At 59.2% G+C, this 16,520-nt stretch carries 15 protein-coding genes; 8 read left to right on the top strand and 7 right to left on the bottom strand.

The features are described 5' to 3' along the window. Window positions 1-14 precede the first annotated feature (14 nt). The 3 genes from AYJ54_RS42145 (at window position 15) to AYJ54_RS42135 (ending at window position 2,395) form a co-directional block, all read left to right on the top strand. Window positions 15-1,175 (top strand): substrate-binding protein, encoded by a 1,161-nt coding sequence (locus AYJ54_RS42145; protein ID WP_082906103.1) that lies wholly within the window; start codon window positions 15-17, stop codon window positions 1,173-1,175. A 52-nt stretch (window positions 1,176-1,227) separates the two neighbouring features. Further along, entirely contained in the window at window positions 1,228-2,049 is an 822-nt protein-coding gene (locus AYJ54_RS42140) for a branched-chain amino acid ABC transporter permease (RefSeq protein WP_063708387.1), read from the top strand. 109 nt (window positions 2,050-2,158) lie between these two features. After that, on the top strand, window positions 2,159-2,395 hold the full coding sequence (locus tag AYJ54_RS42135; RefSeq protein ID WP_063708376.1) for a DUF3237 family protein: 237 nt from the start codon (window positions 2,159-2,161) through the stop codon (window positions 2,393-2,395). A gap of 179 nt (window positions 2,396-2,574) precedes the next feature. Here the strand turns inward: AYJ54_RS42135 and AYJ54_RS53225 are convergent, their stop codons facing one another. The 7 genes from AYJ54_RS53225 to AYJ54_RS42100 form a co-directional block, all read right to left on the bottom strand. Next, on the bottom strand, window positions 2,575-3,009 hold the full coding sequence (locus AYJ54_RS53225; RefSeq protein WP_063708375.1) for a hypothetical protein: 435 nt from the start codon (window positions 3,007-3,009) through the stop codon (window positions 2,575-2,577). A gap of 457 nt (window positions 3,010-3,466) precedes the next feature. Further along, window positions 3,467-4,528 carry an adenylate/guanylate cyclase domain-containing protein gene (locus tag AYJ54_RS42125; protein ID WP_063708374.1) on the bottom strand — a complete coding sequence of 354 codons (1,062 nt, stop codon included), beginning with the start codon at window positions 4,526-4,528 and terminating at the stop codon, window positions 3,467-3,469. After that, complete coding sequence (locus AYJ54_RS42120; protein WP_063708373.1) at window positions 4,521-4,901, bottom strand: response regulator; 381 nt, start codon at window positions 4,899-4,901, stop codon at window positions 4,521-4,523. Before AYJ54_RS42120 ends, AYJ54_RS42125 begins: the two co-directional genes overlap by 8 nt. After that, on the bottom strand, window positions 4,894-7,620 hold the full coding sequence (locus tag AYJ54_RS42115; RefSeq protein WP_063708372.1) for an ATP-binding response regulator: 2,727 nt from the start codon (window positions 7,618-7,620) through the stop codon (window positions 4,894-4,896). Before AYJ54_RS42115 ends, AYJ54_RS42120 begins: the two co-directional genes overlap by 8 nt. 30 nt (window positions 7,621-7,650) lie before the next feature. Beyond that, window positions 7,651-8,412 carry a Tll0287-like domain-containing protein gene (locus tag AYJ54_RS42110; RefSeq protein WP_136624310.1) on the bottom strand — a complete coding sequence of 254 codons (762 nt, stop codon included), beginning with the start codon at window positions 8,410-8,412 and terminating at the stop codon, window positions 7,651-7,653. A gap of 38 nt (window positions 8,413-8,450) precedes the next feature. Next, window positions 8,451-10,679: a xanthine dehydrogenase family protein molybdopterin-binding subunit gene (locus tag AYJ54_RS42105; RefSeq protein WP_063708371.1), complete on the bottom strand. Its 2,229-nt coding sequence runs from the start codon at window positions 10,677-10,679 to the stop codon at window positions 8,451-8,453. A 16-nt stretch (window positions 10,680-10,695) separates the two neighbouring features. Next, window positions 10,696-11,163, bottom strand: coding sequence for a (2Fe-2S)-binding protein (locus AYJ54_RS42100; protein WP_063708370.1), 468 nt, complete (start codon window positions 11,161-11,163; stop codon window positions 10,696-10,698). A 598-nt stretch (window positions 11,164-11,761) separates the two neighbouring features. On the opposite strand from AYJ54_RS42100, the gene AYJ54_RS50300 reads away from it, so the two are divergent. From AYJ54_RS50300 to AYJ54_RS48510, 5 genes are all read left to right on the top strand, one after another. Further along, entirely contained in the window at window positions 11,762-12,238 is a 477-nt protein-coding gene (locus AYJ54_RS50300; protein WP_136624309.1) for a hypothetical protein, read from the top strand. Window positions 12,239-13,675: 1,437 nt separating this feature from the next. Beyond that, on the top strand, window positions 13,676-13,876 hold the full coding sequence (locus AYJ54_RS42090) for a cold-shock protein (RefSeq protein ID WP_082906106.1): 201 nt from the start codon (window positions 13,676-13,678) through the stop codon (window positions 13,874-13,876). 511 nt (window positions 13,877-14,387) lie between these two features. After that, window positions 14,388-14,654 carry a DUF3551 domain-containing protein gene (locus AYJ54_RS48515; RefSeq protein WP_136624308.1) on the top strand — a complete coding sequence of 89 codons (267 nt, stop codon included), beginning with the start codon at window positions 14,388-14,390 and terminating at the stop codon, window positions 14,652-14,654. A gap of 619 nt (window positions 14,655-15,273) precedes the next feature. Then, the gene (locus tag AYJ54_RS42085; RefSeq protein ID WP_063708368.1) at window positions 15,274-15,480 is read left to right on the top strand and encodes a hypothetical protein; all 207 of its coding nucleotides are present in this window, start codon (window positions 15,274-15,276) and stop codon (window positions 15,478-15,480) included. Window positions 15,481-15,746: 266 nt separating this feature from the next. After that, window positions 15,747-16,507 (top strand): IS5 family transposase gene (locus tag AYJ54_RS48510; RefSeq protein WP_430641395.1). Its coding sequence is split into 2 segments (ribosomal slippage): window positions 15,747-16,080 and window positions 16,080-16,507, totalling 762 coding nucleotides; the frame shifts between segments, so codons are not numbered across the junction. Window positions 16,508-16,520: the final 13 nt, after the last annotated feature.

Here is a 16,520-nt window from a genome sequence, read left to right as displayed (position 1 = left end):
GAAGGGAGAAACCCATGCGCTTGAACCAACTACTGTTGATGTTAGTGACGGCGATCTTGGCGGTAGCCCCAGCGCAGTCGCAGGAAAAGAAGCCGATCGTCATTGCCGTGCCTGTCGGCCTCAGCGGGGTGAACAGCGTCGTCGCACCCGCGGTTGTGCAGTCGGCCGAGCTCGCGGCCGAGGAACTGAACGCGAAGGGCGGAATTCTCGGCCGGCCGGTCAGAGTGATTCCTCTCGACGACGAAAGCGGACCGGCCGGCGCGGTCAAGTCGTTCAACACGGCGATCCGCCAGCAAAACGCAGACGTCATCATCACCATGGAAACAAGTGCCGCTCGTAATGCCGGCGCGCCGATCGCCGAGCGGGCGAAGGTCCCATTCATCTATACGTCGTTCTATGAGGGCCGGGCTTGCGGGGACTACCTCTTCGTCAACGCGTGGGTCCCGGAGCAGGTCGTGCCTCCACTGATCAAGTTCATGACCGATGATAAGAAAGTCAAACGGTGGTTCGCCGTCGGGAGTGACTATGCGTTCGGGCGCGGGATGATCGAGGCTGCCAAGAAGACCATCAAAGACATGGGCGGAACGATGCTCGGCGAGGAATACCAACCGCTCCAGCAGTCGGATTGGACCGCGATCATCAGTAAGATCAGAGCGGTCAACCCGGACGCCATCATCTACTCGACGTCCGGTGGCGGTCCCAACATCGACTTCCTCAAGCAGCTCAAGGCAGCCGGACTCACAATGCCGATCGGAAGCCTCTCGATCGATGAGCTGACGGCGGAAGCGGGCGGCAACGCGGCGGAAGGTGTGTACTACACGGGGGACTATTACACGGGCATCGACAATCCGGAGAACAAACGATTCCTCGACGCTATGAAGAAGAAGTTTGGATCGGAGCTGAAGACGCCGAACGCACTTTCGCAGCAGGAGTATGACGGGGTGCACGCGTATGCGATGGCCGTCGAGAAGGCGGGCGCCACCGGGGCGGATGCCGTCCTGCAGGCCCTGCCCACGGTCGTGTTCAAGGGGCCGCGCGGGTCCGTTCAAATGAACAAACAGCACCACGCGCCGCTGCCGATCTACCTCGCCCAAGTCCAGGCGGACGGCAAAACAAAGGTGCTGAAAGACTTTGGGTTGATCGATCCAGGTGACCAGTGCCCGCAGCTAAAGTAACGGCGACACGCTGACGCAGCAGGAGTTTAGGAGGCTGATCGTCGTGTACACCATCCAACTGTTCGACGTCATCACGACGGCGGGGGTGCTGTACATCGTGGCGCTCGGCCTTCTACTCGTCTACGGCGTCCTGAAGATTATCAACCTAGCGCACGGCGCTTTTCTTGCGCTTGGCAGCTATGCGGCAGTTATTGCCACTTGGCTCGGCTGGAATCCCTGGAGTGCATTGGTGATTGCCCTGGCGGTCGGCATCGCGGTCGGAGCAGTCGCCGAGTGGCGTGTGCTTCGGCGCCTTTACGTGCGGCCGCTTGATACGATCCTCGCGACGTGGGGTCTGAACATCATCATTGTCCAGAGCATTACGCTGTATTTCGGGCGCGAAATCCAGTTCGCTGAAAGCACGATTACTCAAGCCGTGAACGTCGGCGGGGTGACTTATTCCTTGTATCGTCTTGTCCTGTTACTCGTTGCCGTCGTCCTCGGCACACTGGTGTGGCTGGTCATGCGCCGAACGCAGATTGGCATAGTGGCCCGGGCTGTGATTATGAACGAGGAGTTAGCGGAGGCACTTGGCATTAACACGCGCCTCGTGCGCTTTGTCACCTTCTGCCTCGGCGCTGGCTTGGCAAGCCTCGCCGGCGCACTGATTACGCCGCTCGTGAGCGTGCACCCGAACTTGGGCGTGCCGTGGCTGATCAACGCGTTCATGTTGGTCCTGGTCTCGGGGATGTCGCTCGGTAACCTGGCACTCGCGGCGCTGATCCTCGGCGGCGCTCAGGTACTGGTCAGCTCGTACGGAAATCCCGTGCTCGGGAGCCTCACGATCGTGATCCTGGCAGTGATCATACTTCGATTCCGCACAATCCCGACCTAATACCAGCGACCGTTGAGCGTGCCTCAGGAGAATTGAACGAAGCCGGTACAGTACCGCCGAGCTGCATCAGCGTATTGAGGAGGGGACGGACCGACGGACTTCTCTTCTGATGCAGGATGAAGACGCCATCATAAGTGCTCCAATGTCTGAAAGTATCGGAAGTACGCGCGCGCGGTTGATCCTCGAAACCAACGACAACGATCAAATCTACGCGGCCTGGACGGGACTTCGCCATGGTCCGAAAGAGGTCATGGAACGCCTTTATCAAGGCGAGATTGTCGACCCACGAGCCTACTATTTCCGCACCACGCCTTACTTCGAGACGAGTTCAGAAAAGTACAGTTGAACCGCATCTGCTCGATCGCCAGCGGCTCGCCCTCTGCGAATGCACGAACGCTGGATGTTTTTCAGGTGCTGTAATCGATGCATCAAACGTCGCTACTGGTCCAAATGCGAAGTGCGCGATGTCCGCTATTTGGTAGCTATCGGGGGAAAGGCGGACGTCGCACACAATCTGCGGCCATGTTACTGCGCCAGAAATCTATATGCGACAATCAGCGCCACCATGCTCGCGAAAATCAGCAGTGCTCGGAGGGATTTTCGGATGATTGGCCTCGTGGAATGGCGCGCAGCCGATAGACCGGCTTGAGGTTTAGGCCGTCTCTGCGATCGCACGACTTTGCCCTCTGTCGTTTGCGTGCGAGCCTTTGGTTCCGGCGCCGCGCCTACGCCTCCCATCTCCCTGTAATAAGCGCTGTAGACCTCGCGAATGGCCAGGGCCGTGGACTCGGCCTCGCTCATTGCCTGGAGTCGGGTTCGATAGTTAATCAGAAAGCTCTGTGCGTTTGACGGAAGGTCATCGAAACCACCGAGCTTGGCCATCATGAGCCAAGTGGCAAAATCCGCCTCAGCCTTCGTGCGGGCCTTCTTGGCGATACTGGCGTTGGAGCTAGAGGACATGGTGGTCCGATTGGTTCGCCCACCCAAGCTCGCGCGCGTTCATGGCTATCGTTGGACAGTTCGCTTAGGTATCTCGGCACGTGAGGATTTGCCCTCGCCGCCGAAGCCGCCAAGCGGGCGCTAGACCAAAATAAAGGGGCTTGCCGGCGGGCCAATCTGCTCCCTTGTGGAAGTCGTGTCACGACTCTGATCTGGGAGCGGCTGAAATGAGCATGCTCGCGGCGCAGGACATCTCGCAGCCACCGGTATGAAATCGATGACTGCTTCTGGCCCCAGCGCAGAGTCCTGCGTGGCTCTGACATCGTCTGCTTATTGGGGTAGAAGTGACCGTGAGAGTTACAAAACGGCGCTTTTGACCCGAGTCGGACCTCCGCCAATGCTTGCTCTTGCGCCGCTGTCAGGGGAACAGCGGACGTCGAACCACCGGATGAGCCAAGGCGATTTGTGAGCGCACGGCCTAATTTGGGGTGACCGCCTGCGGGCCATGACATTCGAATAGTTCGAGCACGCCCTTTCCTTTCAGTTCCACGAGTCCGCAGCTTTGGCCCGCGCAACAGTGCCGAACCTGGGCCCAGGCTTCGGCGCTCATAAGGATCGATCCTGGTTTGGCATGCGAGGTGATACGGGCGGCGGTGTTGACGGTATCTCCCCACAAGTCGAAGAGATATTGATGCCGGCCCATGATGCCGGCAATGACAGGGCCGTTATGAATTCCGATACGGATCGTCCAGCTGGGCTTGAGGCTTTGCGCGGTTTCGATCATCGTTCTCGCACAGCGCACTGAAGCGAGCACACCGTCCTGCATTGGTTTAAACAGCCCAGCGGTGGCAAAGAACGCATCACCAATAGTCTTGATCTTCTCCATCGCATGCGCATCGACGATGTCCTCAAACGCATCAACAAGACCCCGAAGTTCAGACACCACCTGCTCCGCAGGATGGCTGTCGCAGTAATGCGTGAATCCAACGATATCGCTGAACAATACCGTCACGTCTTCCACTCGCCGGGGCTTGACCTCGTTCGTCGCCTTTAACTCGGCCAAGGCACTTGGTGGTAGAATGGCTTGTAGCAATTCGTCAGCGCGGCGCCTCTCACGCTGGATCTCTTCGCGGTAGTAGGCCTCCCGGTCGCGTAGGTGCTTCTTCTCAAGGCAAGCGCCGACGCGTGCTCCGAGAATCACGGGGTTGAAAGGCTTGAGAAGATAGTCGTCAGCGCCTAGTTCGATACCGTGGACCACGCTGTCAACGTCGTCCACTGCGGAAATCATGATAACGCGGATTTCCCGCAGCGTGGGGTGCGCCTTCACGTGCTGCAGCACTTGATGGCCGGTCATCCCTGGCATCATGACATCGAGGAGCATGAGATCCACGGGCTGCTCGGAAAGCATTGCCATGGCCTCGACCCCATCCTGGGCAGTCAGCACAGCCTCATAGCCTAGGTGTCGCAATCGACGAACGAGCAGATAACGATTGTCTTCGTTATCGTCGACGACGAGAATCGTGGGCGACGGCTCATTCATCTCTTGGACGCTCCCTCAGAAGAGCCTCGATCCGATCAAGCAGGCGCGGGAAATTGGTCGGCTTCGCAATGAAATCATTGCACCCGGCAGCGAGTGCTCGCTCGCGATCCTCCGGCATGGCGTGGGCAGAAAGCGCTATAATAGGGACGGCCGCAGTTTCCGGCGCCGCGCGCAACTGCCGCGTGACCTCCCAGCCGTCGATGACTGGTAGTCCAAGATCCATGAGAATGAGGTCGGGGACCTGGCTTTTGACCAGCGCCAGCCCTTCTTCGCCGTCGCGTGCAACGAGGACGTCGTAACCTTTTCGATGCAATCGGCGCGACACCATGTAGATGTTGTCTTCATTGTCCTCGATGTAAAGGATCTTAACCATGACTTTCGGCTCGCCGCTGTGGTCCATTGGTGGGGAGTTTGTGCATGAGGAAGTCACGGACTCTCGTCAGCAACTCATCGCGCGTGCAACCCGCTTTGGATACGAACTCCACAATTCCGTCGTTAAGCCGCTGCCGGTGCGCTTCGCTTAAGTCGGTGGCAGTCATCACGATGACAGGAATATCTTCGAATGCCGCGTTACCGCGGAGCGCCTCGATGAACTCGAACCCGTCCATCTCCGGCATCATGAGATCCAGTAAGATCAGACTTGGTCTGCGTTGAGCAAGTCGCTTGAGTCCCTCCTGACCGTTTTCGGCTTCGACGATTCGCCATCCCTCAGCGGCAAGTCTTGACGCCAACAGTCGCCGTGTCTGTTCGTCGTCCTCAATGAGGAGAATATCCTTTCTCGATGGACCTCCGCTCAGATGGTGCAACACCGCTCGGAGCCGAGTCCAATCGATCGGCTTGGTAATGTACTCGCTGGCGCCGAGCGCATAGCCCTTGCTGCGCTCATCGACGATGGTCAGCATGATCACGGGTATCGGAGCCAATTCAGGCATCGACTTGAGCTCTCTGAGCACATGCCAGCCGTCGAGCTCGGGCATCAACACGTCCAGAGTGATCAGCGAGGGGCGAAGTTCACGCGCGAGCGTAAGCCCCTCTTGTCCTCCCTGCGCCGTCAGGACGTCAAAGCCCTCTTTGCCGAGGAACCGACGCATGACATCCAGGGCATCAAGATCGTCATCGATGACAAGCACACGCGGGGCAGGGCCCATCATCCGAATCGGCGGGCCGCCGTTCGCGACCGCTGGCATCTCGGCGCGTTGTGTTGCTACAGGGAGAGCTTGATCGGGCAAGCGAACGGTGAAGACGGCTCCACGGCCGGGCATACTCGCAACGGTGATTTCTCCGCCCATGGCCCGGCATAAACGCTGGCTGATCGCCAGACCAAGTCCCGAGCCTCCGTACTTGCGGGTCGTCGACCCGTCGGCCTGAGAGAACTCCTGAAAGAGGCGCCCAAGTTGTTCCACCGTGATCCCGATGCCGGTGTCGGCCACGACGAAGACCAACGACCCCCTTGATCCGTCAGTCTCGCGTGCGGCTGAGAGACGTATCTCGCCATCCTCCGTGAATTTGCACGCATTACTGAGCAGATTCAGAAGCACTTGACGCACCCGGGTCGAGTCCGCCCGTATCACACCAATGTCCGCAGGACAGTCGACGATGAGTTGGTTGCGGTTCTTGTCGGCGATCGACTGGGTCGTCTTTGCAACTTCGCCAACGAGTGCAGCGACATCGAGCTCCTCTGGGTACAGATCGAGCTTGCCAGCCTCGATCTTGGACAAGTCGAGAATATCATTGATCAACATGAGAAGATGTTTTCCGGCCCGCACGATGCGTCCAACGGGCTCGGCAAACGCGGTATCTGGCGTCTCCTGCGTTTCCTCATGAAGCATCTCGGCAATTCCAATGATGGCGTTGAGCGGCGTTCGAAGTTCGTGGCTCATATTTGCCAGGAACTGACTCTTTGTCCGGTTTGCCGCCTCTGCTTCCTCACGCGCCTGCTCGAGGTCAATCTGACGGCGCTTCAGCTCGGTGATATCGGTGTAGACGACGACCGTGCCGCCATCATGCGTCTTACGCTGGGTCACTCGTACCCAGAGATCATTCCGGTACGAATGCTCGGCGACGCTAAACGGCTCAGAATGCTGGCTCAGGCGTTCCTCTCTCCACTGCTCCGGGGTACGCCCATTCAAATCGGGCACAGAGCGTGTAACTGCTCCATCGAGGATCTCGCAAAAGCTTGTGCCGGGCTGGAACAGGTCGGCCCGCTGGGGATAGATCTCGCGTACGCGTTCGTTGCACACCACGATCCGGTCGTCGGCATCATAGAGGACGAATCCATCCGAGATGGTTGCGATTGCTGCCGCGAGCGTCTTGCGCTCGTACTCTCGTTCGGAAGTCAGCCGATCCCGCTCTTTGAGCGTATCGCGGAATATCGCCAGCGTCCTTGCCATGGCGCCGATCTCGTCACGGCCGGCATCGGGAATGGGAACTGCCACGTCCCCGGCATTAAGGCCGTCTATCGCCACCACAAGCCGGCGGAGCGGAAGCGTGATTGAGCGCAGCAGGAAGAAGGTTAGGAGCACTCCCCCAATCACCACCGCCACGACGATGCCTTGCGTGAGCCGGGTCGCAGCGGTGACTTCTGCAACCGCACGATTGCGGGCCGCGGCAGCCTCTTGGGTTAATTCAGTTACGATCGATGTCAGCGTTTCGTCGACGACGACACTGTGCGTTCTCGCCTGAGCCAGAAGAGAATTTCCCGTCACGCGGCGATCAGCAGTGTATTCCTCAACGGCATCAGCGGCAAATTTCTCGAACTGCGCGAGCTCTGTACGAACGGTGACGATGCGATCGGGTTTACTCGCTGCTACCTGATCGAGAAGACGCTCCATTCGGCTCCGAGCTTCCGCTGCGTTTCTTTCCGAGAGCGTCAGCATGCTAACGGCGAGGTCGGTCAACCAATAGCGTAACTCTCCGAACGCGACGCGTGCGCCATTCGCCGATTCGATAACGCCGATCAAGTCAGACACTTCGGCTACGATCGCCGAATTATTCGCCAGTTTGCGCGTGAGATAGATATTCGTCCCCAAGATAACGAGGAGCAGGGCGCTCGACAGAAGAATGATCCGAGTTCTGATATTCAATCGCGCCATTGTCGCGAGCCTCGCAATCTTAGTGCTGGGCTATTGGTAGAGAATGATGCTTATTACTCCGCCCAGCTCATTCAATTTCGCGCCTTCCTTCGGGTAGCCCGTTATGTCGACTTCGCCTTTTGGCGAACCATGGCAGGCCAAGCAAGATTCATCGTAGTATTGCGGCACCATGACTCGGAACGCTGGCCGCCCGCCCGTTTCGACGGCAGCTGAATAGGCCTGGTCACGCGGCCAGTTTGGCGCGAGCAGTTTTGATTTGATGACGTCGGTCTCCCACGTATCCGGACGTGCCTTTCGGTTGCGGATGCGATCGGGCGGTCCTGTGATCTTAACTTCAGCCTCCCCCATTGCTCTGCGGGCAAAGGCTTCGTCGACCAGGCGCGCGAACACCGCCGGGATGAAACCCTTGAACCCTGTCCCCTTCGCGTTGATCGTCGCCTGATTTGCGTCCATCACCTCGACGATCGCGTCCATTTGGGCACGCAGCAATCGGCCATGTCGGGAGGCTGGGTCGACTGCTGCCGGATCGACGCCGGTTGCCCTGCGATAGATTTCGCGAGTCTGTTCTAGCAGCGCCTTGCCGCTAAGGCCCTTGTCGCCGAGCTTTGGATCATCGATCCGTTCCTGCTTGCGGGAGATGACGGTTTCGCCAGCGACCAGCATGTCGGCCAGGCTCGTACCGATGACCAGATCCTCATTGTCCCGGGCCGCGCAAATCACCGATGCCTGAATTGTGCCCACAAAGATAAGGCCCCCCGTGGCTATCATCCACGAATGCATCGGCCGGACCATCGCTTCATCTCACAGTACAGTTACAGAGCGAGCACAGGTCAGTGACCCTCGATCGCAGCGAGAACCTTCGCCGGGGTGAACGGGACCGAGCGCAACCGCACGCCAAGAGCATCGAAAACCGCATTCGAGATCGCGGCTGGCACGACCGCGGCTGCAGGCTCGCCCGCGCCCGAAGGCGTCTCGGTCGGACGGTCGATAAGCTCGATGATGACGTCCGGCACTTCGGGAAACGTCAGGATCGGATAGGTCGCCCAATGCAGGCTTGTCACCGCCGAGCGGTCAAACAGGACTTCCTCTTTCAACGTGCGGCTGACGGTCTGGATGATGTTTCCCTCGATCTGATTCCTGACGCCGTCGGGGTTGATGATCTGTCCACAATCATGCACGACGAAAAAACGCTGGACGCGGATTTCCCCGCTTCTACGGTCGACTTCGATTTCGGCCACCGCGCCGACATAAGTGGGCGATGGGAAATCCTTGGCAAAGCCGATGCCTCGTCCGACCATGACATCGCTCTGGGCGGGGCTCCGTGGCGAGGGTCGATTCTTCCACCGAGCCAGGGTGGCCAGACGCCTCAGTAGATCGGCACCACGCGGGTCTTTGAGATGGCCGAGACGAAGGTCGAGTGGGTCGGCACCAATAAAGGCAGCGAGCTCATCGACAAAGCATTCGTTCGCGAAAGCGTTTTGCATGCGCCCTGGCGATCGAATCCAGGACCAGCGGAATGGTGTCTCGGCGAGGAGATGCGCGACAGTCTTGATGTTGGGCAGATTGTAGGGGATCGCCGAGTTGGTGGCCATCACATTGGGGCTGCCGTGGCCGTACGGCTGCGTTATCGGAGCGGAAGGCGCGCCGGCGGCGAGCGTGGCCGCGATGAGTGGCACCGGCCCGAACCCATCCTCAGGAATGAAGAAGTCCGATTCCCAGGCGGTAATCCTGCCTTCGGCATCAACTCCGGCGCGGAGGTCGACCAGCGTTGGCGGACCTTTTGGGTCCCAACCATGCTCGTCGGCGCGCATCCACTGGACGCGCACAGGTCTGCCGCCCATCGCGCGCGAGAGGAGCGCGGCGTCGCCGGCCGCGTCTTCGTGCCCATTGCGGCCGTAACAGCCCGAACCTTCGATATAGAGGCAGTGCACATCGTCGAGTGGCACATCCATCATCGCCGCGAGCTGTCGTCTTAGAGACTGCGTCGCCTGAGAGGCGCTCCAGCAGGTGATCCTCCCGTCCTTGATTTCGACGACGGCGCAAGATGGGCCGATTGAGCCGTGTGTCTGGACAGCGAAATCGTAGGTGGCTGAGATACGTTTCGGCGCATCGCTCAGCGCCTTGGCGCTATCACCGACATTGGAGGTGACCACATCGCTCTTGATGCGCGTGGCGCGAACGTAGTCCCAGAGGTGCGCCCGGTCCGGCAGCCCTTCCCAGTTCGACCAGGTCGCCTTCAGCGTACGTGCGGCTTGGATGGCGCCCCATTCGGTTGTCGCGACCACGCCAAGGAAATTGCCCTCGCGTACAACCTTTAGGAGGCCCGGAACGCCGCTCACCGAGGACTCATCGACACTTTCAAGGCTGGCGCCAATTGCCAACGGGCGCACCACGCGGCCGTACAGCATTCCGGCAACGCGGAAATCGTGCATGAAGCTGAAGCGTCCGGTTGCCTTTTCTGGAATATCGAGACGCGCCACTGACTTGCCCACGACCTTGTACGTGGCCGGGTTCTTCGTGGGAGCATTGTTGTCAATCTTCAGCGAGAACGTGCCGTCGCCGATAAGCCCGGCATAGGACACGCTCATGCCGTTGCCTTTGATCATGCCGTCCTCGATGCGAAGCTCGGTCGTCGCCACTCCAAAGCGCTTCGCGGCGATCTCGGCAAGCGCCTTGCGCGCGGTCGCTGCAGCCTGCCGAATCTGCATCCCTCCTTTTTGAATCGAGAGGCTGGCCGCAGTTACACCCTGGTCCGGCGTCAGCGCGGTGTCGCCCTGGATGAGCCTTACCCGGTCGATCGGCACGTCGAGCTCTTCGGCCACGATCTGCGTTAGCGCAGTGCGCAATCCGGTCCCGAGATCTACTTTTCCGGAATAAACCGTGACCTGCCCGTCGGTGCCGATAGATAAAAATCCGTCGACCTCGTCAGATGCAACGGTCTTCTTCGGGGCGCTGCTCTGCGCCAAAGCGGAATAAGGCTTTGCCGCGAGCGCAAAGGTGACGACGAGCGCGCCGCCGGTCTTCAATATGCCGCGACGGGTGGAGACGAAATCCAGCATCTCTGTCTCCCTTGTCTCACGCGTTCCGGGCCGCCCGCTGGACCGCCCGAATGATACGAAGATGCGTGCCACAACGGCAAAGATTGTCGGCGAGCGCCTTCTTGATCTCCGGAACGGTCGGGTTCTTGGTTTTCGCGAGGAGTGCAGTCGCGTGTATGATCATGCCGTTAAGACAGTAGCCGCACTGTGCTGCCTGCTCGTCGATAAAGGCTCGTTGCACAGGCGACGGCTGCTCCGGGCTGCCGAGCCCCTCCAGCGTCACGACCTTCTTGTTTGCCACCTTGGTGAGCGGTGTTTCGCACGAGAGCACTGGCTCGCCATCCAAAAGGACAGCACAGGTGCCGCACTGGCCCAGTCCGCAGCCGAAGCGCGGCCCCTTCAATTCAAGATTATCTCGCAGGGCATAGAGAAGCGGCATACCCGGGTCATCGACTTCAATCGTGACCGCACGGCCGTTTACATCAAGCGAAACCGAAGTGGGCATCAGTACCTCCCACAATCGTTCTGCTTACTGCCGGTAGCTTATACTCCCTTCGGGGGCAATTTTGAATGCCCTGAGGGCTTATCGCTCGGTGCCCCAGTCATCCACGTTGGCCAATCGCGTTAATGACGGACCCATTGGCTGCTTCGCCTTGTTGACGGGAGATTACCCCCTAAACCCGCGCTATTCGCAGCGGGTCCGTGGGGGCGATACGTCCGAGGATAGCAAACGCCGGTGCCCAGAGAGCATTGCAGGTGCAAACGCGTCGCAAGGTCCTCCGCAATCGCATGGCGCGGCCAACCACCCCCGAACCATGCCGATTGCAACGACTGCTCGGATCGGCTCTTAGTTGCCCGCATCGCCATGTCTGCTTGTGGCAAGCTAAAGCCAACGTCGGGTGCAGGAGGGAAAGCAGACAAGCTCCGCGCGTTCAGGTACTTCCGAGTCTGGCCCATAGCCGAACTGCGTATGAGCCGCCGTAAAGGCTGCTCTCGGAGCAGAACCGGACCTGACGCACCTAGCGCTCCCGGCCGCTGGTGCTCCGGCTCCCAGTACCATTACTGGTATTGACGTAAAGTCATACCGTCTTCAACGGAGTATTGTGCAGGACTTCGGCGAGCATACGCTAGTTTATGGACACGCTGTTTTCCAATTGTCACCAAATTTGCCGGTCAGCAAACGAGAGCAGATAAGAAACAAAGAGCATCAGGGCGGACACATTGTGGCCATCAAGAACATCGTTATTCCTTTGGAAGTTGAGTATCCAAACAAGCCAGCAAAGGAACGTGGAATCTCCCGCTCCAAGCTTGTGCGATATGTGATGGAGAAGGTTGTGAACGATGAACTGGTTCCTGCGCTTCGAGCATCATCTGGAGCAAGTAATTCAATGGTTGGTCACAATGTTACGGAGGCAATCGATCATGCGTTGCACGAGGTGCAGGCCGCGCGGCGTGACCTGACCATAACTGGCTTCTGCATGCGTCAGGCAGAAATGCTTCGTAGAATAGATCGAGCCAAAGCCAACCTTGCTGATCTGGTGCAGCCCGGAACCGCAGGTAAATTCACTCAGGGTGCTTAATTTAAAGACGAATAGGAACTGAGTTTCGGGCCGACAATTGGCTTCCGGTATCCTCCGTGACAGTTGGGTGCCACTAGACGGCCTCCGGCATTGATCACTCCCCCGGCCGTGCGGGGGGCGTCTCGCTTGAATTTACCCGATCACCTCGTACTCGAAGGCGACGCCTTCGGGGTCGTTCTCATCGAGCCATGCTTGGGCGGCTTCCGCCGTGACGAACACCTTCAAATCCTCGCCCCGGTCGTAGATCCAGACTGAGCCCCGCGCTGCACCGCGTCGTTAGTTGGTACACTTCTCAGATCGCCAGATGATGAGGATGCCTCTTGGCAAGCTCCTGGTCGACATACCCGTCTGCGTCGACCCACTCGTGTGGACAGTAGGCAAGCGACGCAGGATCAACGACGAGACCATCTCGTGTGACTGCCGCTCGCGTGCCCATTCGACCGGTCCACACACACACTCTCTCTCTCTCCGCTGCTGGGATTGAGACGCGTGGCGTCATAAACGGCGATGTCGTTTGTCAGTCGCAAACTCCGAGGTGCTGAAATGAATGATGCGCGATGAAGGGAGATTATCGCGCGGGCCGTCTGGAGCACATCGTTGCTGCAGTTGTTCGCGGGTGATGGTTCACACGCTAGTCGGCCTGTCTTCGTTGTCCGCTCCGCGTGCGACCATTTTGAGGAAATCGTCGGGTAGGAGGAAAATTAGGGCCCGCCAGCGCAACCTGGCGGGCTTGATTCTAGACTAATGCTGGCAGCCACCGCATGCCGGAACCCGACTGGCTTGCGGGAGCGCTGTATGTCGGCCATTGCTTCTGTTGAGGCAGGGCAATTGGAAGTGGCCGGCGGGGGCCGCTGGCCCATTGCGCATCGGTCGGCGGCCGCGCCCTTGAGTTACAAACCTACCGCCTGTTTCTCAATGCGGGAAAACGTCGCGAGGCCCGCCAGTTCGCGCTGGCGCGGGCCTGCCTCAACATAGGAGTGCGCGGCCGCCTCTCAACAAGCTTGAAGTGCGATGCAAATGGGCGTTTGTTAGGGTTTTCACCCAATTCGTATTTTGCATGTATTTTTATTGGGGGGTCGAATGAATTGCTTTCAGCATCGCCTCACCATACCCGCCCAAATGCTGCTTGCGCTACTCGAGGCGGATGCGGCTCATCTGGGTCAGGAGCGGCGCGAGCTGATCAGATTGCGCGATCAGGTTAGGCAAGCCGGACGCAGCCACGAAGTTGAGGCCGCCTCAGTGGCGGCAGAAACCCGGAGCATGGATGGGAGTTGACCCGCGCCATGTGGCGGCGCTCGTTTCTCCTGACTAGTCCCAGAGGCCGCGTTGTATGGCGATCTAGCGACGGCTGTCTGCCACCAAGCTGCCACCAACTCGGCCGACGAATCGCGCGTGTTTAAGATCCATCTTTTTCTTGACGGAGATATTGAAGTGGCGATGGAGACAGTGAAGTGGTTCAACGCGACGAAAGGGTATGGCTTCATCAGGCCGGACGCGGGTGGGCCGGACGTGTTCGTGCATATCTCGGCCGTCGAAAGGGCTGGATATACCGGTCTCGCTGATGGCGTTAAGATCAGCTACGAGCTTGTGACGACGCGGACGGGCAAGACGGCTGCCAACAATCTCCGCATTGGCTGACTGCCAGTCTCAGCCCGCCGCTCAAAGTGAGCGCGGGGCTTGCTCCCTCGCTCACGCTGCGGGCGCAGCTAGGCTCATCTGGCGGTTTCTTTTGCGCTTTATGGGGAGTGGCCAGCTGTTGATCCTGCCTTTCAGACCGATCCCCTCGAGGTGCAGCCGCTTCCACCGGCCGCTGATACTGGGTGGCCCAACGCTGTTCGCACCTTCTTTGAAGGTCCGGAGGGATGGTACTCACAACCCGCCTCCGACGGTGCACGACCCCGCGGTGGGGGCAGTTGGGTAGGGGAACGGGGCCGTGCAGGCCCGAAGGCCTGCTTGAATAACGCGGCTTTGGTTCACCGTGTCCTGCAGCAAGCCTGAATGGTCCGTCAGCCCTCATGTCCTACTATCAGCGAACGAGCCGATAGGTCTTCGCGCGCTTTCGCCCCGAGGGAAGATCGGGATTTAGCTTGTGGCGATTGAGGGCTCGCATGATGCCGATCCGGGCAAGGATCCGCAGTCGTTCATTCAAATGAGGTGTGCCGTGCGTATATTGCATTGGATAATCGTGAGCGGTGCGGCGATCTTCGTGATCACGCCCGCCGCAGCTCAGACCTACGATCCGAGATATCCAGTTTGCCTTCAAAGGTGGGAATGGGGTGGCAGCACGTATTTCGAGTGCAGCTATACATCGTGGGACCAGTGCCGAAGGGCGACGTCGGGACTTCCGGCCATGTGTTTGGATAACCCGTATTGGTCGCAAGGGCACTTGCCGTCGCCGCGCTCCGGCCGATGTTGACCAGCTCGAAAGATGCGGCCGTCCTGCACAGGCTCGGTCCCGCTGGCGATCTCGATCAGCTTACAGGCGGCTCGGAACGCTCGCGAGCTACTGTCCGTCGTGCGTGCGGAGATTCGCCGCTACCGAGCTGCATTCAAATCTTCGGCAGCTTGGCGATGTACTCGCCAGTGTCGCGCAGCGTCACCAGCTTGCGACCGTCTACCTCTATCGGATCCTCAAAGGGATGGCCCCAGCCCCGATCAGCCACAGATCAAACCTCCCAACGGGCGTCACCGCGCCGCGGCCCCTCGCGCTGTCAGAACCGGCGGGGCCGCTGTCTCTCGACAGTCGGCCCCTAACGGTGCGGGTACGCAGGTCAAGCATCTGACCATCCCGCCCGGCTGCGTGAGACGTTCGTGGAATTGCAGCCACACGACAACGCTTTTCCGGAACCTCCAGTCCCATGCTCCAGCGCAATCCAACTCGGCGGGATCGCTGCACCGACGCAGTCAAACTGCTGGTCGGAGAAACCATTCATATGGCCCACGAAAAGAACCAGAAACAGAACGCGCCTATCGTCTCCAAGTAAGCAATGGAGCCATTGGAGCCTCCACTGCATTAGCAACGAAGGAGCGGTGTCATGCGTGCATATTCCACTATCACCCTCGTCGCCGTTATTCTGGCCGGTGTCGGCGGCTTAAAGCTGTCTCTCTTCGGTGCTCCACCCGCAGAAGCGGTTTCCTTGCTTAAGACTACAAGCATGGACCTCCATCAGATGCACGAGAACGCCAAGAACCTTCCGGAGCTGAAGTTTCGCGACATGACGTTCGTCTTTCCAAGTGATTGAGATAACGCCGTTTCCCGCACGCACAGCTAGCTCAAGCTTGTCTATGATGGATTGGAGCGAGAGTTCAGTTTTTCAATTAGTTAGAAGGTGGCGTGTGCACCGGGAGGTCAAGAAAAATCTATCGCGGGCAAGTGTGGACGGTCGCTCTTTGGAGTGATGTGAGGTCCACAGATGCCTGGACGGCCTAGAGAACTAGGGTCTGTACTCAATAAGGATTCCCGTCTGGGCTGAGTTGTGATTCAAGCTTCCCAAGCGAAGGGGGCTTGATGGGGAAGCAACTGTACTGGCTGAGCGAGTCGGAGTGGAAGCGGATCGAACCGCTGTTGCCACGTGGGCGACGCGGGGCGCACCGCGTGGATGATCGGCGCGTAATCAGCGGGATCATGCACATGCTGCGATCGGGCGCACGCTGGCGGGACTGTCCGCCAGACTACGGGCCGTACACGACGATTTACAACCGCTTCAACCGCTGGAGCCGGCAAGGCGTGTGGAGCAATATTTTCTACGCGTTGACCGGCTCAACTGGCCGGGTCGGGACAATGTCCATCGACGCGACCCACATTAAAGCCCACCGCTCGGCGGCGGGCGCAAAAGGGGGGACTTCCAGCAGGCGGTCGGCCGCTCGCGCGGCGGGCGCACCACCAAAATCCACGCGCTAACCGAGGATCACGGACGTCCGATCGCCTTCTTGCTTACCCCTGGCAATTGCCACGATCTCGTGGCCGCGCGCGATCTGTTACCAGCCGTGCCTCCAGCCCGACGCTTACTGGCCGACAGAGCCTACGATGCCAACAGCCTGCGTGTTTGGTTGGCGGATCGCGGAACAAAAGCGGTGATCCCGCCTAACCCAACCCGCAAACATCCTCACCGATATGACGCCAAAGCCTATAAGAGCCGTAACCTTATCGAGCGCATGTTCTGCCGCCTCAAGGATTTCAGACGCATCGCGACCCGCTATGACAAGCGAGCCGACAACTTCCTATCCGCCATCCACTTGGCAGCCGCACTCACCTGGTGGATTAATTGAGTCCGGACCCTAG

The organism is Bradyrhizobium centrolobii (genome assembly GCF_001641635.1).
In the GTDB taxonomy this organism is placed as follows: Bacteria; Pseudomonadota; Alphaproteobacteria; order Rhizobiales; family Xanthobacteraceae; genus Bradyrhizobium; species Bradyrhizobium centrolobii.
The sequence above is the reverse complement of the archived record's forward strand: the minus strand, read 5'-3'. Positions and strand labels throughout refer to the sequence as shown.